Genomic DNA, 21,856 nt, shown 5'->3' on the forward strand with positions numbered 1-21,856 from the left:
TTTCTTTTTTTGATATGAAATTGTTTCTTCAAAACGGTATAAGTGAATATATAACAAGAAATTTAGAAATCTTCGTCTACAATTAGTATGAGTTTGTCGATTCGAAAAAAACACAACAAATTCATTTGAAGTTTTACTAACATGGCAATCCTAAATTTAGAGAATGGAGAGGATATCACTATGAAAATAAATCAATTAATTGCGAACAATATTAACAAATTAGATGCAGTACTACCAGTAGATAAATCGTTAGGAATTGCTGGTTTGTCTGGATCTGGTAAAACAACTTTTTGTCAAACAATTGGTGAAGAATCTAAGAAGCGTCTCGTTTCCTTATTGCCAAAGGCTGAATATCAGTATTTATTTCCTGATATTATGGAAACAAATTTCAGTGCCATTAATATGGAAGAAATGCCTTTAGTGCTTTTTCTTGGAAGATCATCAATTTCTTCTAATCCACGTTCAACAATTGGCACGCATACTGGCGTATTTACAGAGATTCGTGTAAGACTCGCTGAAAAATACGATCTTTCTCCAGAAGTCTTTTCATTTAATAATGAATTAGGCTGGTGTCCTAAGTGTAAAGGCCGCGGTACTAATAAAAATGTCGAATGCCCTAAGTGTAATGGAAGGCGTTATAACGAGGAAGTTGAGCAATATACAATCGATTTATTTGGTAAGCCGCATAGTATATCAGAAATTAACAACTTAAGTATTGAAACTATTCTTTCGCTATCAGAAGATTTAAATATTAGTGAAGAAAAACAGCATATACTTAAAAACATTATCAATATGAATATGGGTTACTTAACATTAAACAGAATTATGGGTACATTGTCTGGTGGAGAATTAACTCGACTTTACCTGGCAGAATTCATGGCTGTAAGTGAAAATACTGTCATTATCATTGATGAAATATCAGTCGGTATTGATCACGAAACATTACTTAAAATTTTAGAACAAGTTAAACAATTAGGCAATAAGAATCAAATTTGGTTTATTGACCATTCTGACACAGTGCTCGATACAACAGATGACCAAGTATTCTTTGGACCTGGCAGTGGTAAATATGGCGGGAAAATCGTGGATGAATCACCGCGTCCAAAACCAGTTCACTTAGAACGAAATGAGGAAGAGCCAACAGATTACTATCAATTTCATGATTTATATTGCCGTAATATTCAAATTGCTGAAATTAAAATATCAAAAAATAGACTTGTAACCATTACCGGAGAGTCTGGATGTGGTAAATCTACACTTGTCAACGAATGTATTGCCAAAGATTTTCAGAAGCAATACAAAAACGATAAACTCGTTATGGTTGGACAAGATCGAAACCAATCCATTACGAGTCGGTCAACTGTTGCGACTTTTCTTAATATTAAAAAGAAAATCACAAAATATAGTGAAGCAATTGATGATATTTTCGATCGCTCAATTGAAGATATCATTGATGAACTTCCAAATGAAGATATCGCACATAAACGTTTGAGCTTATTGATCAAACTTGGACTAGGTTATTTGACTTTAAATAGAAAAACGCAAACATTATCGACTGGTGAATTTCAATGTGTGCATTTAGTCTCGGAACTGTTTGCAAATTCTAGAAATCCTAATACACTTTTCATTTTTGACGAACCTTCAAAAGGTTTATCACAAAATATTTTAAATCAATTCATTGATAGTATCAGGGGCATTCTACAAGATGAATCAGTTTCAATCATGATGATTGAACATAATGCCTATATGATGGAAAGTTCTGATTTTATCGTTGATTTTGGTAAAAGAAAGAATGAACCTGTCACGCATCTTGATGTTGTTAGTCATCATGAATATTATGAGACTAAAAATAGGGAAGATATCGCGCTACCATCGCCTATTTTGTCTACACTCAAATCACAAAATGGCATTACGTATTTAAAAGAAAATCATATCGACTATTTTAAAAATGCAGAAAATGTCTATAAGGGCGGTATTTTAAAAAGCTTATCATCAATGGCCCGTTTGATTTATGGTGAATACGATTCTAATACAATTGCACCTGTCATTGCCATTGATCTTGAAAGACATTTGTATAGTCAATATAGTTTCCTTTATGAAATTGGTGGCATGATTAACCATATTATAGCGTCGCATCCGACCAATAAAGATACGAGAAGCTTTGATTTCTTTTCTCAGGACAATCATTGTCCATCATGCTCGGGACGTGTTGAGATTGAAATATTTGATAAAGATCTTGTGATTCAAGACAAAAATCTTCCATTCTGGGATGGTCTATTCTATCCAGAAGTAATGGAAGTATTAAAATTTTATCAATACCCAAAATTAGAATTTCTATTTGAAGAAATTAAGAATGAGCTTGGTCATGACCTGACGAAAAGCTATAATGAGATGTCAGATGAAGAAAAGCATACATTTTGGTACGGGTATTTTGAAAAGTCATTTTATGATAAGAAAGGCAAGGCACGTAGAACATGGGTAGGTTTTAATACCATCGTTGGTGGGTATATTTTCGTTTCAAAATCAATTATTAAAGAGCAAATTAAAGCTTCTAAAGAAATGATTACATGTCCAATTTGTGAGGGTACTGTTTTAAACCACCATAAACCGCTTAAATTTGGAGACACAGATATTCGTGGAATTATCAATCAGCCGATTGACCAAGTATTGAAAATAGTAGGTGATTTACCTGCACTCGTCAAACTGAAATCTATTGTAGGTGGCGATATGATTTTGACAGAAGATGTCTCTTTACTGCCTAGAAAAACACAAGTCTCACTGAAAATGTTTGAATTAGAACAAGCAAGCTTTATGGGTTATGAAATGGTATTACAAAATGTCTTACCATTCTGGGACACAATCAAAGACAATATCGAATCCATTAGCAACAATAATCAAGTGACCATCTGTGATTTTCCTAATATCAATGAAACAAGAGAAACTATCATAGATAAGTATTTCACAAATGGAAAATACAAAAAACTAACATATGTTTATGAAGCATTTGGTTACAAAAAATTAGTTACCCAAATTAATAAAATTAAAAAAAGCCATCCATGTCCATTCTGTAAAGGAAAGAAAGTTATATCAGAAGATAATCTGCATGATGGCGTGTTTAAATTAACAATTCCATGTGTAAGTTGTTATGCAAGTGGCATCAATGATGATGGCCTTAAGGAACTTGTTGAAGGCATACAAGTAAGAACATGGTTAACTGGAACAGTAAGTGATGTTGTTGCTGAAAGCTTAAATATTGAGGCTGTTGCAGATATTCCAATTTTCAATCGTATTCGTGAGTTAAATAAACGAGATATGATGGCGGTTTATCAATGTCTTGAGCATAATGATTAAAATATACTGGCATTATAGTTCTCCGGCGTAAATTCCGGGATTGGGTATAATAATTGAAATAGGTGATTTTATTTGGTAGAATTCAGTAGAACGTTTGTTCTAACATTTATAATGCTACATAATATGGAAAATAGTAAGAAATGTTGACTGAGCTTTCTAAAAAAGAATGATCATCACTAAAATCATAAACAGCAGTACCAAGTATTTGCAACAGAAACAATGACTAAATGGCCTGAACTACGTTTATTTAATTTGATACCTTCTTAACTATGAATTCAACAACACATTATGTAGACATTTGGAAATGAAAGGAGAAAGAATTTGAACAATCATTAAATATTAAGATCTCCAACAATCGGGCGCTTTTCTGGAGTAACGAAAAAATCCCAATTTCTCAATTTTAATACTGAGAAATTGGGATTTTTAATATTGTAATTTCCTTAACGTTGTAAATCCGCATTTTCCTGACGCTACCCCAATACATTGATATAGAGCATGTAGAAATGGAGGGAGATATTGATTTTTACCAAAAAAATACAATGTGTCTTTTATACCAAGAGAAAACTCTAACATCTATGTATGATGAACATCTACATTGGATTAGATATTGCTTGTGTTGTGACCATAGAGAAGAAAAATAAATATATAGTCCATATACTAGTGAGGGAAGAATTTGTATGTTTCAACATAAAGCAGGAGGATTTACTGAATTTGAAGACAAGTTCCCAGTAGAATTATTAGAAAGAGGACATGATTGGTCGGATCTAAACGATTGGATACTTTCTAGTGAAATAGAATACTCGAAGAATGGGAAGAGGTTAGTAATTGCTTAATGCCATGCTTTATAGTAGTATTTTGTGTTGCATCGAATTATCATAAAAAAGACCTGATGAGGTATTACTCTCAGGTCTTTTTTGTTTAATGTCCTCTAAAAAATCATCCAGTATGTCCATGTGTGTATTGAATAATATCAGTAGTATTTTGAATTTCTTGTGAAGTTGGAGAACCAAAAGTTAAAGTTAAAGCAGTTACAATTCCAAATAGGCCAAATATTACTTTTTTCATTTTAACGCCTCCTTTTCAAAGAGTTTTTCTCTAGCCTTGCTGCTTAAATAAAAATATTGACTTGCTTTTGAGTGGTTATCCTCATGATAAAACTTTATGGCTAATTTTTCATTGTACTCATGAATATATTCATAGAGTTCTTCTCTTTCAAAATAGGTTAATCCCTCAATAACGACCTGTTCTAATTCTTTTGTTGAAACATTATTATTTAGATTTTTTAAGATATTGAAATGAAGTATATAACCTTCATTATTTAACCCATGGCAAATCGATAAACCTTTTTCAATAAGTTCAGCAGCTATTTGTGTTTCTCCTAATTTAGAATGCTCCCTAGCTTCAATGAAAATTGCTTTATAGTTACTTGGCATTTTTTGATTCACTTCAGATAAATAACGAATAGCTAAACTAGATAAGTTCTGAGTTGCATACATGAATCCAAGGTTATGACGGATAATCATAGTGAAATGCTCTTCGTTTTTCTTTTGGAATGATTCTATTGCAGCAATATAATGTTCTTCAGCTAGTTCAAATTCTTTTAATTGAGTATAAGCTAATCCATAGAGGTTATTACAAAAAGCAACTTTCATTTCGTATCCGCTGCCATTATTAGAAAATATGTCTTTTGATTTTTGTAAATAGTTTATTGTGATAATGGGTTTTTGTATATGGCAGTAGAATATCGCTAACTCATAATAGAATTCTGCATTCTCAATCTCATCCGGTATTTTCTTTAATAACAATTCTGCTTTATCGTAATGTTTTTTAGCTAAAGTGTGATTACCGGTTATGTTAAAATGAATGGCTTTAAAGAAATGCAAAAAGTATGATAAAAAATTATCAGTTGGTTCTTCAAAAGAATCTATTTTTTTAAAGCTGTTTTTTGAAATGCTTAAACTATCTATTAGGTATTGGTGTCTGAAATCAAGTAGTGAATAGTATAAAAGTAAATTTTGATCTTCTTCTATGCTATGAATCATTGTATCAATTTCAGCTTTTAGTCGCTGTGCGTTAGTAACATGCCTCGCACGAATTTCGAAATACCATTCATTTAAAAGCCTCGTAATCTGCTCATTCCCCTTCACCGAAACGTTCATAGTATCCTCCTCGTTATATCTATTCTTGTAAGAATAGGATAACAGAATTTATCTATAAGATAGAAGTTATATTATATTTCTCAAATGTTTTTTGAATATTCAGTTTTTTTATTATTGGAAATGAAACATGATGTGACTTTTGCTCAAAAAAGTATGTAATCAGTATGGTTTTCTCGTTTTGGATCGTCCACTCGAAAAAAGCGAAAACAAAGGACTACGAACAAAACATCGATATGATATGTTAAGACATTTCTAGGAAAATCGGTTCTTCTGTATGTATTTAATTAATAGACTCCAAAGGGAGCCATCCACATTCTAACGAAAATATACGCTAACCAAACTTCCAGATAAAACGAGCCGAATTTTTTATAGATTAGTTAGTTGACACTCAGCTAATAGCTAATATGCACTTTAATGAGGTAGGGACAAACTAATTATTAGGCAAAAAGGTAGTGTTAGTTGAATATAGGCCAAAATAAAAGTCGATTCCGTTACGTACAAGAAATCGACTTTTTAGATTGAATTTCACTTGCTCTAAGTAAAGGGAATACAAACTTTTTTACTGTATATACGGAATAAGTTTTACTGCAAAAGTAGTTTTTTCTGCATCGCTATATACTTCAATTGTACCATCATGAATTTCAACAATACTTTTGGCAATTGCTAAGCCGAGTCCTGATCCACCTGTATATGCAGAACGTGATTTTTCAACGCGGTAGAAGCGTTCAAAAATATGCGGTAAATCTGTGCTCGGGATGGGTTGTCCATAGTTTGTAATTTCAACAGCAACCATGTATTCGTCTTGATATGCAGAAATATCAATATATTTTCCATCATTTCCATAAGCCATTGCGTTCATTATTAAGTTTTCAAATACACGTACTAGCTTATCACCATCGGCAAGTACCATCAGTTTTTGAGATGGAAAAGAGGGTCTGCATTCTATATTTGCTTCTTGAAACTGCATGCGAAATTGAACGGTTAATTGGCCAAGAAGTTCGATGATATCAATTGGTCCGTTATTTAGTTGAATACCTTTATTTTGCACACGTGTATATTCAAATAGATCATTCATTAACATGTTTAAGCGAATGACTTTATCGTAAATCACTTGAATATAGTAGCGTAATTCTACTTCGTCTCTGTAATTATCATGATGAATGAGACTAACATAGCCAACAATTGAAGTTAAAGGTGTCCGCAAGTCATGGGATACATTCGTAATCAGTTCACTTTTTGCTTGCTCTGTTTGACGCTCTTCTTCAACAGAAACCTTTAATTGTTCCACAATGTGATTAACTCCAGTTGCTAAGTCTTCTAAGTAATCATGTTGTAAAATAGAGATTTTATGATTGAAATTTCCATTCGCAATGTAACGGATCTCTTCAATCATTTGTTTTATACATGCTTCATAATATAATTTTTTTTCGTGAAGATAGAAGATATATACATAGAATGAAAAAATAGAAAACAAAAATAAATAAGACAGCATGATAGCCCAAAGAGATTCTTTTAAACCATTGTATTTTTGGTAACCGACGATTCTTACAAATTCTTCACCTAATGCCGTCAATGTAAGGGAACTATCAACGACACTTGTAATTAGCCGGTATACTACAACCTCAGTAATGGGTGTTAGTAAAATAGCTAACAGGAACCAAAACGTAATCTTCCATTTTGGAATTACTTTTAATATATCAAACGTTTCATTTTTCAATTTTATAACCTACTCCCCAAACAGTATGGATGAGTTTTTCTCCATTCGTTCCTGTTTCAAGCTTATCTCTCAAGTTACTAATATGGACCATTACCGTTTTATTAGATCCATATCCATCTTCATCCCAAACGCGTTCAAATATTTCTTCTGAACTAAATACTCTACCAGTATTGCTTGCAAGCAAATATAAAATATCAAATTCAATGGATGTGAGCTTTATATGTTTCCCATGTACGTTAACCGTGTGATTATGTTTATTTATCTCAACAGAGCGGATCCGGATAATTCCATCTTCTTTTATTTGTGATGCTGCATACTGGAAAGACGCTCTACGTAATAAGGCTTTTACTCTTGCAATTAGCTCTAACGGGTTAAATGGTTTAATCATATAATCATCAGCACCGGTCATAAGTCCGAGGATCTTATCCATATCTTCAGCTTTTGCACTTAACATCAGGATAGGTACTGTGCTTTCTTCCCTCACATGTTGACATACTTCTAATCCATTTCGTTTTGGCATCATAATATCTAATATCATAAGATCAACTTGATGCTGGGAGAGCATATGTATAGCTTCATCGCCATCATAGGCTTTATAAATCGTGTAGCCTTCGTTTCGTAAATAAACTGCCAATAACTCTACAATTTCTTTATCATCATCAATAATTAAAATAGTTCTATTCATAAAATACGCAATTCCTTTCTTGCTATTTCCTCATAGTTAATATAATACCAACATTTGAGCCTTTTTTGTTTATTCATTTTATATTTAGATTACTACAAATATAAAATTTCAAGTAACGTAATACAAAGGATTTAAAAACATATACCACGAATAACAAATAAGGTCACCTTTTATTATCCATAGCCGCGGCTTATATGTCGAAAAATCAAAATGGATTTATATATACGACCTTTCTATGAAAAGTATAAAAGATGGATTCCAGATTATGACCGTCAAAAAATAGATTCATATTTCACATCAATATAGATAGCTTAAGAAAGGAGAGATTTCCATGAAACGAATTGCAATCGTGGCAGCGTGGGAACCAGAGCTTACATACTTACATCAACATTATCCCAGTCATCGTATAGAAAAACTTGCTGCTTGGGAGTTCCATTTTCATCATATTAATGAATTAGAAATTATATCTGTTATTACTGGTGTTGGAAAAGTAAATTGTGCAAGCTGTGTACAGCTGTTGATTAGTGAATTTCAACCTGAACAATTATTTATGACGGGAATATGCGGGAGTCTATCCGAAAAAGTGAAGAATGGTCATATCGTAGTCGCATTGAAAACATTACAACATGATGTAACAGCCGCAGGAACAGGTGTGGATTCTTTTGATTTATATACAGGTCGCACAGCCATAATTGAAACGACGAAATACCTTGTAAAACAAATGAAAAAAATACGTTCTTATGATCCTGTACATTATGGCATTTTTATTTCAGGAGATCAGCGTATTCGTAGCACAGAAACGAGATATTTACTACAAACTGTATATGGTGCGCTTGCTGTAGATCAAGAAGTAGCAGCTTTTGCATATGTATGTCACGTAAATGATAAGCCGTTCCTTTGTTTGAAAGCAGTATCTGATCAAGCAAATGACAAAACAATAGAAGAACAAAAAGTGTTCAAAATGTTAGCTTGTGAACAATCTTGTAAATACTTAATTGCTTTTCTACGTACATATGAAGCATTTGCAACTCGTCTATAAACTTGTCATAGTAACATAATCGTTTGGAAGGAGATTATTTGAAACAATGCAGAACAAAAATAAAATAGCAATCATTGGAGCGAGTGGAAAGGTTGGCCGTTTTCTTGTAAAACAAGCATTACAAGACGGCTATCAAATCCGTATTCTTACAAGAAGTCCAGAAAAAATCAAACGATCTCATAAAAACCTTGAAGTTGTTCAAGGAGATGCACGAGATATAACGGCGATTCGTAATTTACTTAAAGGGTGTATCGCCGTGATTAATGCAGTTGGCCAACCAAAAAATGAACCGTATATGTTTAGTACTGTCACCAATCATATTTTAGTAGCAATGAAAGAACATGGAATTAAGCGATACATTCTCGTTTCTGGTGGTTCTTTAGATGTTTCGGGAGATCAGAAACGTATGATGAATAAATTAGGTGCCAAACTGTTTCGTATGTTCCTGTCAAAGATGATGAAAGACAAATATAAAGAACTGCAGACGATACAGAATAGTAATGTCGATTGGACAATTGTAAGATTACCTTTTGTTGTAGAGGGAGAAGGTACAGGGCAATTAAAAGAAGGTGTAAAAGATATGCCAGGGTTGAAAATTCAAAATGGAGACATTGCTCCTTTTCTTATTAATCAAGTTAACAACCCTACCTATATAAGAAAATGCCCGTTTATATCGAATTAATGGTTTATACAGTCTTGATTTGTTAAAAGAAAGGAAGTGAATGGATAAGTAGATTTGGGAAGAAATATGAAATCTACTTATTTTACATATGGTTCATTATAAAACATGTACCGAAGCAGACATAGATTGGATGTATGAAGCTTTCCAAGTTGGCTTCTCGGATTACATTATTAAGATGGATATTTCGAAAGAGGATTTTATAAAGCGATTTCTTGGAATTGAAGGGAATCGGTTAGAGCATTCTTTTATAGCGTTAAACGAACATGAACCAATCGGAATCATTATGGGGGGGATTAAAGATTACGAAGGTATAAAAACGATGCGATGTGGAACACTCGCAATCCATCCTGATTTTCGTGGGAAAGGTGTTAGTCATAAACTTTTTGAACTCCATAAGGAAGAAGCTATACAAAACGGATGCCAACAACTCTTTCTCGAAGTCATTGTCGGTAATGATAGGGTGATTCAATTTTATAATAAGTTAGGATATGAAAAAATATAGGATTTGTCCTATTATAATTTGAATGATATATCCCAATTAACAGTAAAAAATATTGAAAATATAGAAATAAAGCAAATTCAATTTCATGAATTTCAAGATGGCGTAAAAAAATGGCTGAATTTCCATATAAATTGGCAAAATGATATGGATTATATGGAGAAAACAGAAAATAATACGTATTATGGAGCATATTTTAATAATAAATTACAAGCATGTATATGTATTAATGCAGCTGGAAAAATCAGCTTTTTATTTGTCGATAAAGAATACCGAAGAAGAGGAACTGCAGTTTTGAAAAGAGTTCGTTGACTCAGTATGAAATGTATCTTGTGCTGTAATTTTGTTAGTGGAAGTTTAATATCAAATTTAACCGTATATGACATCTCTCATCTTCATCTAAAGCAGAAGGAGAGGGATGTCTGTTTGTCGTATATAGTGTGAAGTTTTTATTTCCTTTTTGTTGTATTTCGTGTAATATTGTACTAGAAATAAAAACCGAACGTATGTTCATATTTTTGTTTTTAACTCACTTTACTAAAAAGAAAATTAATTAAAAGGGAAGTTTTAAAAAAGGAGGAATAACTATGTTAGCTGTAATAGAGAAAGTAGAGAATGGGTATGTAGCTCAATATAATCGTCCATTAAGTAATTCAGTAGAAAAAGTGTGGGCTGCATTAACAGAGAATGATAAGTTAGCAAGATGGATGCCAAACCTCCAAGTAGAGGATCTTCGAAAAGGAGGCACCATAAAATTTGATATGATGGATGGTTCTGGAACATTTATGGATATCGAGATTTTAGATTGCCATTTAAATTCTGTATTGGAATTCACATGGGGGAACAATCGAGTTCGATTTGAATTATACCGAGAATCCGATGGCTGTCTATTAACATTGAAGGAATTTATTAACACAATAAATGATCACACACCAAAAGACTTAGCTGGATGGCATATATGTCTAGATGTTTTATCTGCTTTATTGGATGGCTGCTATATGGAATTCCCAAAAGAAGAATGGGAAAGATGGTATAAAAAGTATGATTTAGCAGTCAAACAAATGAAAAATGACTAACAAGTGGATTGTCCATATTCTCTTATTTAATTCAAGGGAATGAATAAGTTATTATATAATAATTATATAATAACTTAAGGTTTAAAGGTGTTAAACAAAATGATATTGGAGGAATTGTAAGTGAATGAAAAACATATAGAAGAGAGTAAACTCATTATTACACGCATATTCGATGCGCCGCGTGATTTAGTTTTTAAAATGTGGACTGATTCTGAACACCTTAAACATTGGTGGGGACCAAAGGGATTAACAATGCATATTGCTAAATTAGATCTTCGCTCAGATGGAGTCTTTCACTACAGCATGAAATCCCCCGATGGCCAAGAAATGTGGGGGAAGTTTGTTTATCGTGAAATCAGTGTACCGGATAAACTTGTATTCATCAATTCTTTTTCTGATGAGGAAGGCAATACAGTTCGTGCCCCATTTAGCCCAACGTGGCCTCTTGAAATCCAAAATACATTGATGTTCTCTGAAGAGGAAGGAAAAACAAAATTAATTATGCAAGGAACTCCTGTATCTGCGACCGAGGAGAAACACAAAACTTTCCAGGCAGCGCATGATGGAGTTAAGCAGGGGTTTACTGGAACACTTGATCAATTGGCTGATTATATCAAGCAGGTTAAATAATAATTATCAATTTTCAAATTGCTAACGTTGAAAGGACTGAACAAATACATGCTTGCTGTCAAAAACTATCCTCAAAAATATATAGATGAATGCCGCTCTAAAGTTAATTTAGTGCTATCAACTTATGAAGACTTGGTTAAAATATCAAGAGAGCAAGTTGGGGCTAATAATGAGCAACTTAACTCTGCAATTGAATCTTTTGAACCTAATTTCTTCAATAATATGGTTTTAGCTTTAAATGATTATTTTGGTCATAGAATGAAGTGAGGATTTTGTGTGATTCAATAATGAATAACAATAATATTTTAACTCCAGATAATACGATTAAATACAAAGCTGATAAATCAGTCTTAGGGTATGAGTATGGTGATAATATCAAGCTTTCTCAAGAAGATTTTGAAAAACTATCTGAAGCATTTTTCGCTGAAATTGAGAAGAAATTTTTATAATTAGAAGATGTTTATGAAGATGTAATTAGGGTTCAAGGTAAAAGTAAGGTAAGATTCGTACCTATATCACTTATTTTAAAGAAGCTGAAGTATATGAGAGTTCGTAACAACGTTTCTAAAGCTGAAAACTGTCCCTATTTACTGTTTTCTACACAAGGGGCTTCATATGATACACCTTTACGCTTACTTAAATAAGCAGGAAATGCATGTAATACAGAGGTAAGGTTACCGGTACATTTTCTAAGAAGATTCTATGCCCAAACAATGCTAGACAATACCGATTTGTATACCGTAAGCAGGTTACTAGGACATAGTGATATTAAGATGACTGAAGTATATGTACAATCTACTGAAGATAAGACAATTATTGAACGTGGTATGAAATCACCTTTAAGTAATATGTAGGCAAAAAGAAGCAGGAAGCAGAGGGATGGATTCACCAGTAACAAACCTATACAGACAGTAAGATAAGGGGGTAGCTGATACTCATTTTTTACTAACGGGGCAGGTTAGTTCAATAAAAATTAGACCTTAGATTAAGACTCACACTAAACAATAAAGCCTATGTAGGATTCCTACATAAGCTTAAATAGATATAATAAGGAAGTACAGTACCCACCTAGACTTTTATAACCTTTCCTCATTTTCAGCATATTCTTTTAATAGTACATATTCAAATTTGGTGGCATCTAAAATATCTTTAATATACTCCTCTTGTTTTTCCTCTCCAGTGACTAAATCCAGCTTATTAAAAAAAATTATCCAATTAATATTCTTGCTTTCAAACTTGTACTTTCCTTCTAGGTCATTGTTTGGGTGAATTTCTAAATATACTCTCTTTTCCTTATTTAAGTTAAAGTAAATGTACTTATAAATATTGGGAAAGCGGGCTTCGAGTACACTTTTATTTTTATTTTTTGACAATGTCCTATTCATAGATGATAAAAAATTCTCAACATTTTTTATCATTAATTTTTCATCTTTTTCACTACTTACAATTCCGTATTCAAACATATTGCCCACTGGTATCCCCCTAATTGGTCTTAATAAACCTTTAAAGTATTTTTTATATTTATTTTAACAGATTATTGCATTAAGTCTAGAAAACAGGAGAGAAGCAAAAATAATAAAAACACAGGAAGCCCTTCTTCTTCAACTAACGGGTGCTTTAGTTTAACAAGGCATACAAAAAAACTGATTGGTTTCGGGCTTTTTCCTTTGGTTAAAAATCAAACCTTGTACATAACCGTAACAGGTTCCATACAGGAAACCTTAATCACCTTCGCCAGCAAGGTGAAAAATTTGTTATTCCCCAAAACGAAATTTTCACTTTACCACAGTGGTCTATGAGAATTCAGCTCATTCTTTTCGATTTGGAGAACAATGAATTTCTTAAGAAATTGGATAGGTTACACTATATTATTGAGATATCTAACTTGCCTTATCTGTATGACTTCATGCATCGTTATGTGAACAATTGATAATTCTCTTTCCTCCATCATTTCCACCAGATTACAGAATATAAGAAAGATCTTGGAACCATATTTTCCATTTAATTTAGAAATATAGCCTGTCATGTTGTTATTTTTTCTTTTGTGTTTTCTTCACAATACTCTTAATTTCATTTAATTTTTTTTCACTAATATTATCTTTGATAGTAGTATGAATTTCATTAACAATATAAAAAGTTCTCTTGTTAACCTTTGTTTCAAATTTAAGTTTAGTTTTATCTAAATTTATCAGATTACTTTTTAGCTGAGCGACATCATTTGAATCAAACTGAATCATAAAAGGTTCTAACGCTGGATAAAAATGGCAAAGCTTGGGGTTTTCTTTTAAGAAAACCATGTAAGTCTCACCGGATGTTGGTTTTATATACAGCGGATCTTTATTTTCTACTTTTTTTGTAAACACTTTAGTAGCGCCTTTAAGAATGATTCCATTCTCATCAATAACTTCATTACTGTCCTCTAATATAAGGATTTCTGAGTACCTATGATTTATTAAGATTTTATTTTCTACAGGATCCCCTTTTAAAATTTCCTTGACATGAAATTTAAACAAATGGCCCTCCACATACTCGTTTTGACTCTCGTGTAATGAATCCCTTGCCATATTCCACTTAGAGTCCAGACCTTCATATTCACCCAATATAACAACACTTGCTTCGTCGGCCATTTCACTTAAATAATTCGTAGTTTTGAATGCCTTACTTAAAACTATAGTTTCAGGGTTCAAAGAAAAGTTAGAAATTCCTTCTATGTCTTTATTTGACAGAATTGTCCTGCCTACAATAATCAATAAAGTAGGTATTAATAAATATAAAAACCATTTCTTTATTTTATATTTATACTTCATAATATCGTCTCCTTAAGGAATATATATCATAATTATTTATTAATATACAATTTATTTAAAATTTTCTAAAAATAATCATACATATTATTAAAATGGTGATATAATTCAATTGTTAAAAATAACATTTGGAGGGATAATATGTCTTTTAAAAAAGGGGTTACTGCACTCTTATTAGGAAGTGTGATGGTTTTTTCAAGTGTGGGGATTTCAGAAGCCTATGTAAAAGAAGGATGGAAGCTACCTTCGAAATCAGCTACATATAAGTGGGGAGACCGATTAGACGATGGTTCTAGTATAATAAAATCAGGTTGGCAAGCTGCAGATTCAGCTTGGTACACTGCTTCTCGTATTAACTTTACAGTTTCTTCTTCTTCTGTAAATACATTAAATTCTTGGTTTGAAAGTTCGTCTACTTATTATGGAAGAATGAAAACATCTTATAATACGTCCACTAAAAAAGTAACAAAATTTGCTGGTGATATTAACGCAGGGAATACAAATATTACAAAATCTAATGTTGCTAAAAGTACAGGAGTTCATGAGTTTGGTCATGCGATAGGAATAGGTCACAACAGTGGTACTTCAATTATGAACAGCAATCGTAATCGTACTACTATGCACGTTCCGCAAACTGACGACAAAAATGGTGTAAATGCAATCTACTAAGGAAAAGAGGAGAGGATTTCTTAATGCTAAATAAAAAAGCAAAAACTATGGTAATTGCAATTCCTTTGGCTGCAGTGATCGGTTTTGGAGGATATTCAGCATTTATGGGTCAGTTTCCTAGTCTTGCTGGTGAAGATAAAAATCCCGAAACCGTCATACTCAGTAAGGATTTCCCTGCTACAAGTGATTTAAATCAAATGATTAATGAAGCAGATGTTGTTGTAATTGGCGAATATGAAGGTCTAGACTCTAAGTGGAATATGGCACGTAATCCAAATAATCCATTGGAGGAAGATAAAGAAAATTACGTTGAAGGACATCTATATAATTTCAATATTTCAGAAACTATTAAAGGTACGACTGAAAATAAAAAAATCAAAATCAATCATCGTTTTGCCGAAACTGTGAAGCTTGAAGATTCTGATGCAGTAGTAGCACCAGATGGTACAATTAAGAAAGAGGCAACTAAGGTAGTTACTAAGGACGTTGAAAACAAGGATCCTTTATATATCGAACCTAAAATTAGTAAAAAATATATGATGTTTTTGAAGAAAGATCAGTTGTTTGGAAACTACTACGGAGCAATTGAACCATTCGCAATCACTTTTGATGAAAATAACAAAGCAGAACTTCAAACAAACATAGAAACTATTAATGAAAAGAATATGACTTCAAAGGCACAATTTGCAGGAAAAACAGTTGTATTGAAAAATGAAATACATGAAACTATTACTGATAATATTAGTGGTAAGACCCTTAATGAAGTAAAGGAACAAGTGAAACAGAACGTTAAATAATAATACTATGACGTATATAAAATCTTGAAACACTTGAGAAATAAGTTGAAGATAGTTTTGATAGGGTACCACTAGCAAAACGCAGATTTACAAAGTTAAGGATATCCGGATACAAAAATGGCTGATTTTCACCACGATAAGGGTGTAACCGGCTGTATCGCTATCCTTGGTTTAACAGTCACTTTTTCCTAAACAAAAAGCTGAAATTCCTTAGAGAAGGAATTTCAGCTTGTCTATTCATGTTCGGAGTGGTCGTAATGAATGTAACATAGTTACTTGTTTTATATTAAATGTATATTCACCCAGAAAGTTGATATGCTGATATCCCAGTGGAGAGATGTGATGTAGTAATCCCTCTTGCAACACGTTATTTTCCTTTGTAGACCAATTTCTTAATTAAAACAAAATAGCCATTTGTTTATTAAATAGAAGGAAATTAAATAGCAGTCACAGCTCGTGTTAGCCCATTGATTACACCTTGATGTAATCCTTCATGCCATATACAGAATATTAATGCATCGCGTATGGTTTCGAGTTTATACACTCCAGAAATATCAAATAGTTGCATCAACTTTTCATCAAGTGAATTTTGGAAAGTCTCAACAATTAATTTTCCTTGTTTTTCAAGCTCCGCGGCAATTTCCTCTAGTGAGGGAGCTTCAATCGTCCACTCACTTGGTCTGGTACCTTGACTAAAAAGTTCCATGTATTTTGGATCTAGCTTACTTCCTTTTCCAGAAAGTTGAAACGCTAATCCTTCATAAGCCGTTAAAATATGGGCATAGTTCCAACGAAGTGTGTTGCTAAAACCAGTTGGTTGTATGTCAGCATGTTTTTTTCTAGCTTTTGTAAATTGTTTAAAGTAAACTCACGAAAAAATTGAAGTTGTTCAAAGACTTTGTCCATTATTATTCCTCCATAACCATTTTTATTATCAATAATTATGCCTGATGCCATGCACCTGGGTTTTTGCCTTCCACATATTGCTTCAGAATGTACATAAGTGTACCCCAAGTTGTATTAATCATCGCATATGGACCCTCCATGGACTCCCATCCGGAATGGTTAAAGCTTACAATTGTTGCTCCGTTTTCATTGACATTCAAATCGAAACGAATTTGTGTACCTTTCCATCCTGGCATATCATGCTGAGCCGTCCAAGCTACCAGCTTACCTGGTTCAAGCTGATCAATGTGCATTTGGAAGACGGCTTGACGATTGTAAAAACCAAATTCAGCAATGCTTCCTATTTGAGGTTCAGCTTTAGCATCTGTTGTCCACCAACCCTTAAATCCTTCTGTTGTAGTGATGGCTTCGTATACTTTCTCAGAAGTTGCGTTGATTATGATTTGATGCGGCATGTTTATCATCATATACTCCTCTTTTCTTCAACATATAGTTTTATAATTAGTTCTGAGCTTGAGCTTTATTCCACCATTTGGTGTTTTATGTTACAAAAAGGTCACATTTATTTTTATTGCTTTATTCATGGGAGAAGGGAGGTTTGTTTATACTACATGATGATGGAAAACGAAACATTAGTAAATATGTTTAGGCATTGGCTCATCCCATGCGAATCGAAATTAAGAATAAAAATTGTTTTTTCTATTCTTCCCATCTCACGTAAGGACGTGGCTAAAATACAGGTTTTTCTTTTTGGATCGTATTAATATGGAAAGAAAATAAATTTGTTTAAAAACACCATCTGTGTTATTCCACTAAAGGGCTTTTTATATTGGAATTTCCTTAACGTTGTAAATCCGCATTTTCCTGACGCTACCCCAAATTGAGCAAGAAATTATACTGTTGAATATCTACTCGTGTTAGATGCGTAAAATTACCACCATTTCGAGAAAGCCATAATACTATTATGGTTAACTTGTTTACGGTTTGTTAATATTATAATCTTTCTAATAAAGCAAGCTCTTTCTCTACAAAATCTACAATTTCTTTTATCGTCTTATTCGAAAAATCAAACCGGATTCCAGCAGCTTCATATGCTTCTTTTAGGGATTTTGAACTACCTAATATCTAAAGTATCAGTGTGCTGCATAATGTAATCCCTCGCTTTTTTATTTGCTATTAGAGGGGTTTTTCATTATTATATGAATTCCTTTTTATGAATTTCTTCTTTTCTTTTTTACCTAAAAAGTTTGTTCCTAATATACCGAGTACAATCATGACTGCTCCAATCATATGATAGTATACAATTTGTTCATTTAAGAACAGAACACCTGCGATAATTGTAAGTAACGTTGAAAGATTGCTGAACACGCTCATTTTAGATGCTTCTATATATGTTAATGCATAGTTTGATAAAAACGCTGTAAGAAGGGAAGAAAGCACCCCTAAATATAGAATTGATATGAGAAATGCCCCGTTTGTAAATGGTTGAAAATATAGGTTTATTGTTCCTGTACGTATGTGATTGACAATTGCAATCATATTAAAACAAAGGAAACCAATTGCTGTCATCATATACGTTAAGTCAATGAGTCTGAATGTCTTTGTCATTTTCCGGGCTAATATGTTATATCCAGCCGATGCCAATGCTGATAAAAGAATGAAAATAATTCCTGTGAAGCTAGTAGCCTGCGTTCCAAGATCTTTCATTACAAAAATATAAACGACACCTGCCACAGATAGTAATACAGATAGTTTTTGCCACATATTTGTATGTTCTTTTAAAAAATAAGAAGCCAAGACCATTGTAAAGATCGGAATAGATGCTTGAATAATGCCTGCTTCAGATGATGATGTATACACTAATCCAAATGCTTGAAAAGCAAAGAACAATGCTGGATAAAATAAAGCTAATGGCAAAATAGATAACATGTTTTTGAAGGAAATATTCAATTTAATAAAACCGAAAATGACAGGTATCATCGCTACTAAAAATGCTACTGTAAATCGATGAGCAAGTATATCAAGTGGCCCTGTAACTGCTAATGTTAATTTCACAAACATAAATGAAAATCCGATAATAAAGGCGTATAGCAAAGCTGCAATATACGCTTTTTTTGTATTCTCCATATTTCCACCTCATATCGTCAATTTGTTACTGGCCAGTATATATACATGGTAATATTTTGTAGTCAGTGCTACAATGTGAAGAAATATAAACTGTACCGGTACAACTTAGACATGGTGGTGAAGTGATGTATAAGTATTTAATGGTTCTAAATGATTTAGAGAATATGATTCAAAAGGGACAAATAAAAGAAGGGAAGAAGTTACCGTCTATCAGGTCTCTTGTCTCACAGTATCAATGCAATAAAGCAACAATCATACGTGCACTTCACGAGTTAGAAAAACGACATATTATTTATTCGGTACCGAAAAGCGGATATTATGTTGTGAAGAAAAGGAGTGATGATGGAGAGAATGATGCAACAAGTATTAATTTTGCATCATCTGCGCCTGATCCAGATGTATTTCCATATTTAGATTTTCAGCATTGTATTAACAAAGCAATTGATACATATAAGAACGATCTATTTATTTATGGTACGCCAAAAGGATTACCATCATTAATTTCAGTCGTGCAAAAACAACTCGCAAACTATCAAGTATTTGCAAATGAAGAGAATATTTTTATTACATCTGGTGTTCAGCAAGCTTTAGCTGTATTAACGTCTATACCATTTCCAAATAGAAAGGAAACCGTGTTAATTGAACAACCGAGCTATCATTTGTTTATTGAATATCTAGAAACACACAATATTCCTGTGATTGGAATAAAACGAACTTCTGAAGGAATTGACTTAGCTGAGCTAGAAAAAATCTTTCAAACAGAAGAGATTAAGTTCTTTTATACCATTCCAAGATTCCATCATCCGTTAGGAACTTCATATTCCAAAAAAGAAAAAGAAGCAATCGTTGCTTTAGCTAAGAAATACAACGTGTTTATAGTAGAAGATGATTATTTAGCAGATTTAGAACGTGATGCAAAAGCAGATCCACTGTATAGCTACGATGACTCTTCTCATGTGATTTATGTAAAAAGTTACTCGAAAATCATTTTCCCTGGATTACGTGTTGGAGTTGCGGTCATTCCGTCATGTATAACAGAAATGTTCCACAAATATAAGAAATTACTAGATATTGATAGTTCGATGATATCGCAAGCTGCTTTAGAGATTTATATAAAAAGTGGTATGTTTGAAAGACACAAGCGAAAAATTCGTTCATCTTACTTCGCAAGAGCAGAGACGTTATCTGCAACATTACAAAAGGTTGATAAAGAAAATCAACAACTGTTCTCGTATAATTTCGTAAACAAATCTGGAATTCATACTTGCGTATCATTACATAAAAATATCGCTGTTAAAACGCTTATTCAAAACTTAAGACAAAAACAAATATTTGTAGAATCTATCGAGAAAAACTATTTATCTTCTTTTCCAAAAGAAAAACTTTTGAAATTAAATGTTTCAAATGTAAAAGAAGATATAATTGAGATAGGAATTCATAGCATGATTGAAGAAATGAAACGTGTAAATTACGTAGCTATTCACTTTAAGGAGGACTGAGGTGGGTTCGCTGAGGATTCAATGGAAGAATGAAGAAATTATTTTTGAGTCAGTTCGTGAAGCTGAAGTATGGGCAGATTCGATCTCAAATGAAATTTACGGTCGAAGTATTGATGGGTACAGCACTCCTGATTATAAAATTGCATATGCTTTAACTTTTATGTTAGCCACTGTACCATTTTTCAGAGTTCACACAAAAAAATATTTTTTAGGCAATGCAGAAATGTATAAAGTTTGGGTAACAGATTTAAGACCTATAAATGAAAAGAATATGTAAGAAAGAAAACTCAAATGCATCTAATATTATAAAAAGGAGAATCATATGAAACCATTACAAGGAAAAATTGCAGTTGTAGCAGGTGCTACACGTGGCGCTGGCCGAGGCATCGCAATGATGCTCGGTGAAGCAGGCGCTACTGTATATGTAACAGGAAGAAGTACAAAAGGAAACTTATCATCGATGGGAAGAACAGAAACGATTGAAGAAACAGCCGAACTTGTAACAAAACAGGGCGGAAAAGGAATTGCTGTCCGCGTTGATCATACGGTTGAAGAAGATATAAAAGCGTTGTTTGAAAGAATTAAAAAAGAACAAAATGGTCAACTTGATATTTTGGTAAACGATGTATGGGGCGGTGACCCGCTTACAGAATGGGGCACACCATTTTGGGAGCATAACCTACATAACGGACTATTAATGCAACAACGTGCGGTGCAGTCACATATGATGACAAGTTATTATGGTGTACCTCTTATGGTGAAAAACAAGAAGGGTCTTGTGATTGAAATTACAGATGGTGTTGACTACCAATATCGAGGAAACTTATATTATAGTCTAGCTAAAATCTCAACGATTCACTTGGCAGAAGCGATGGCTAAAGATTTGGAAAAACATCATATTACTGCTGTTGCGGTAAGTCCGGGATTTTTACGCTCTGAGGCAATGTTAGATTTATTTGGTGTGACAGAAGATAATTGGCAAGAAGGCGCAAAGAAAGATCCTCATTTTATCGCATCGGAAACACCTTTCTTTATCGGAAGAGCAATTGCTGCCTTAGCAAGTGATCCAAATGTTCGTAATAAGACTGGAAAAGCTCTTAGTTCATGGGAACTAGCAAGAGAATACGGATTTAAAGACATTGACGGAAGACAACCTGATTGGGGGAAGTATTTTGAAGAGAATGTTTTAAATGAAAAGTAATAGATTGGTGCTGTT

The 21,856-nt window shown here is 33.0% G+C and carries 22 protein-coding genes and 2 pseudogenes; 15 read left to right on the forward strand and 9 right to left on the reverse strand.

All coding sequences use genetic code 11. The features are described from left to right. Nucleotides 1–180 precede the first annotated feature (180 nt). Together QUF99_RS16100 and QUF99_RS16105 are read left to right on the forward strand one after the other, a co-directional pair. Complete coding sequence (locus QUF99_RS16100) at nt 181–3,351, forward strand: ATP-binding cassette domain-containing protein (RefSeq protein WP_289371275.1); 3,171 nt, start codon at nt 181–183, stop codon at nt 3,349–3,351. A gap of 677 nt (nt 3,352–4,028) precedes the next feature. After that, nucleotides 4,029–4,184 carry a hypothetical protein gene (locus QUF99_RS16105; RefSeq protein ID WP_289371277.1) on the forward strand — a complete coding sequence of 52 codons (156 nt, stop codon included), beginning with the start codon at nt 4,029–4,031 and terminating at the stop codon, nt 4,182–4,184. Nucleotides 4,185–4,287: 103 nt separating this feature from the next. Here QUF99_RS16105 and QUF99_RS16110 read toward each other — a convergent pair whose 3' ends face one another. From QUF99_RS16110 to QUF99_RS16125, 4 genes are all read right to left on the reverse strand, one after another. Next, nucleotides 4,288–4,416, reverse strand: coding sequence for a Phr family secreted Rap phosphatase inhibitor (locus QUF99_RS16110; RefSeq protein ID WP_289371279.1), 129 nt, complete (start codon nt 4,414–4,416; stop codon nt 4,288–4,290). Next, nucleotides 4,413–5,510 (reverse strand): Rap family tetratricopeptide repeat protein, encoded by a 1,098-nt coding sequence (locus tag QUF99_RS16115; protein WP_289371280.1) that lies wholly within the window; start codon nt 5,508–5,510, stop codon nt 4,413–4,415. The genes QUF99_RS16110 and QUF99_RS16115 overlap by 4 nt, the downstream gene beginning before the upstream one ends. 559 nt (nt 5,511–6,069) lie before the next feature. Continuing rightward, nucleotides 6,070–7,227 carry a sensor histidine kinase gene (locus QUF99_RS16120; RefSeq protein WP_289371281.1) on the reverse strand — a complete coding sequence of 386 codons (1,158 nt, stop codon included), beginning with the start codon at nt 7,225–7,227 and terminating at the stop codon, nt 6,070–6,072. Beyond that, nucleotides 7,217–7,912 (reverse strand): response regulator transcription factor, encoded by a 696-nt coding sequence (locus tag QUF99_RS16125; protein WP_289371283.1) that lies wholly within the window; start codon nt 7,910–7,912, stop codon nt 7,217–7,219. The genes QUF99_RS16120 and QUF99_RS16125 overlap by 11 nt, the downstream gene beginning before the upstream one ends. 331 nt (nt 7,913–8,243) lie before the next feature. Between QUF99_RS16125 and mtnN the strand changes: the two genes are divergently transcribed. The 8 genes and pseudogenes from mtnN to QUF99_RS28565 form a co-directional block, all read left to right on the forward strand. Further along, nucleotides 8,244–8,951: a 5'-methylthioadenosine/S-adenosylhomocysteine nucleosidase gene (gene mtnN / locus QUF99_RS16135; protein ID WP_289371285.1), complete on the forward strand. Its 708-nt coding sequence runs from the start codon at nt 8,244–8,246 to the stop codon at nt 8,949–8,951. Nucleotides 8,952–8,997: 46 nt separating this feature from the next. Further along, complete coding sequence (locus QUF99_RS16140) at nt 8,998–9,633, forward strand: NAD(P)-dependent oxidoreductase (RefSeq protein ID WP_289371286.1); 636 nt, start codon at nt 8,998–9,000, stop codon at nt 9,631–9,633. Nucleotides 9,634–9,721: 88 nt separating this feature from the next. Beyond that, a pseudogene (locus tag QUF99_RS16145) lies at nt 9,722–10,417 on the forward strand (GNAT family N-acetyltransferase); the annotation flags it as partial. A 302-nt stretch (nt 10,418–10,719) separates the two neighbouring features. Next, nucleotides 10,720–11,208: an SRPBCC family protein gene (locus tag QUF99_RS16150; RefSeq protein ID WP_289371289.1), complete on the forward strand. Its 489-nt coding sequence runs from the start codon at nt 10,720–10,722 to the stop codon at nt 11,206–11,208. Nucleotides 11,209–11,328: 120 nt separating this feature from the next. Beyond that, the gene (locus tag QUF99_RS16155) at nt 11,329–11,838 is read left to right on the forward strand and encodes an SRPBCC family protein (protein ID WP_289371291.1); all 510 of its coding nucleotides are present in this window, start codon (nt 11,329–11,331) and stop codon (nt 11,836–11,838) included. Nucleotides 11,839–11,886: 48 nt separating this feature from the next. Beyond that, a complete protein-coding gene (locus QUF99_RS16160; RefSeq protein WP_289371292.1) occupies nt 11,887–12,105 on the forward strand; it encodes a hypothetical protein in 219 nt (72 codons plus the stop codon). A 20-nt stretch (nt 12,106–12,125) separates the two neighbouring features. Then, on the forward strand, nt 12,126–12,287 hold the full coding sequence (locus QUF99_RS16165; protein ID WP_289371294.1) for a hypothetical protein: 162 nt from the start codon (nt 12,126–12,128) through the stop codon (nt 12,285–12,287). Nucleotides 12,288–12,503: 216 nt separating this feature from the next. Further along, nucleotides 12,504–12,692, forward strand: a pseudogene (locus tag QUF99_RS28565) (tyrosine-type recombinase/integrase); the annotation flags it as partial. Nucleotides 12,693–12,914: 222 nt separating this feature from the next. On the opposite strand, the gene QUF99_RS16170 reads toward QUF99_RS28565, so the two are convergent. Continuing rightward, nucleotides 12,915–13,301, reverse strand: a complete 387-nt coding sequence (locus QUF99_RS16170) for a hypothetical protein (RefSeq protein WP_289374670.1) — start codon at nt 13,299–13,301, stop codon at nt 12,915–12,917. Between the two features lie 567 nt (nt 13,302–13,868). Continuing rightward, the gene (locus QUF99_RS16175) at nt 13,869–14,645 is read right to left on the reverse strand and encodes a hypothetical protein (protein ID WP_289371295.1); all 777 of its coding nucleotides are present in this window, start codon (nt 14,643–14,645) and stop codon (nt 13,869–13,871) included. Nucleotides 14,646–14,783: 138 nt separating this feature from the next. Here QUF99_RS16175 and QUF99_RS16180 point away from each other — a divergent pair, with 138 nt between their 5' ends. After that, complete coding sequence (locus QUF99_RS16180) at nt 14,784–15,311, forward strand: matrixin family metalloprotease (protein WP_289371296.1); 528 nt, start codon at nt 14,784–14,786, stop codon at nt 15,309–15,311. Between the two features lie 23 nt (nt 15,312–15,334). After that, nucleotides 15,335–16,108 (forward strand): cardiolipin synthase, encoded by a 774-nt coding sequence (locus tag QUF99_RS16185; RefSeq protein WP_289371297.1) that lies wholly within the window; start codon nt 15,335–15,337, stop codon nt 16,106–16,108. 436 nt (nt 16,109–16,544) lie between these two features. Here QUF99_RS16185 and QUF99_RS16190 read toward each other — a convergent pair whose 3' ends face one another. The 3 genes from QUF99_RS16190 to QUF99_RS16200 all read right to left on the reverse strand — a co-directional run bounded on the left by QUF99_RS16190 (nt 16,545) and on the right by QUF99_RS16200 (nt 19,141). Then, nucleotides 16,545–16,931, reverse strand: a complete 387-nt coding sequence (locus tag QUF99_RS16190) for a DinB family protein (RefSeq protein WP_289374672.1) — start codon at nt 16,929–16,931, stop codon at nt 16,545–16,547. A 118-nt stretch (nt 16,932–17,049) separates the two neighbouring features. Then, the gene (locus tag QUF99_RS16195) at nt 17,050–17,481 is read right to left on the reverse strand and encodes an SRPBCC family protein (RefSeq protein WP_289371298.1); all 432 of its coding nucleotides are present in this window, start codon (nt 17,479–17,481) and stop codon (nt 17,050–17,052) included. A 709-nt stretch (nt 17,482–18,190) separates the two neighbouring features. Next, entirely contained in the window at nt 18,191–19,141 is a 951-nt protein-coding gene (locus tag QUF99_RS16200) for a DMT family transporter (protein WP_289371299.1), read from the reverse strand. Between the two features lie 125 nt (nt 19,142–19,266). On the opposite strand from QUF99_RS16200, the gene QUF99_RS16205 reads away from it, so the two are divergent. Genes QUF99_RS16205 through QUF99_RS16215 form a run of 3 tightly spaced genes read left to right on the forward strand, consistent with a single transcriptional unit; the run spans nt 19,267 to nt 21,841 of the window. After that, nucleotides 19,267–20,640, forward strand: a complete 1,374-nt coding sequence (locus QUF99_RS16205; RefSeq protein WP_289371300.1) for an aminotransferase-like domain-containing protein — start codon at nt 19,267–19,269, stop codon at nt 20,638–20,640. Nucleotides 20,641–20,656: 16 nt separating this feature from the next. Further along, the gene (locus QUF99_RS16210; RefSeq protein WP_289374674.1) at nt 20,657–20,917 is read left to right on the forward strand and encodes a hypothetical protein; all 261 of its coding nucleotides are present in this window, start codon (nt 20,657–20,659) and stop codon (nt 20,915–20,917) included. A 45-nt stretch (nt 20,918–20,962) separates the two neighbouring features. Further along, nucleotides 20,963–21,841, forward strand: a complete 879-nt coding sequence (locus tag QUF99_RS16215; protein ID WP_289371301.1) for an SDR family oxidoreductase — start codon at nt 20,963–20,965, stop codon at nt 21,839–21,841. The last annotated feature ends 15 nt before the right edge of the window (nt 21,842–21,856 follow it).

Source organism: Bacillus sp. DX4.1, assembly GCF_030348195.1.
Taxonomy (GTDB): Bacteria; Bacillota; Bacilli; order Bacillales; family Bacillaceae_G; genus Bacillus_A.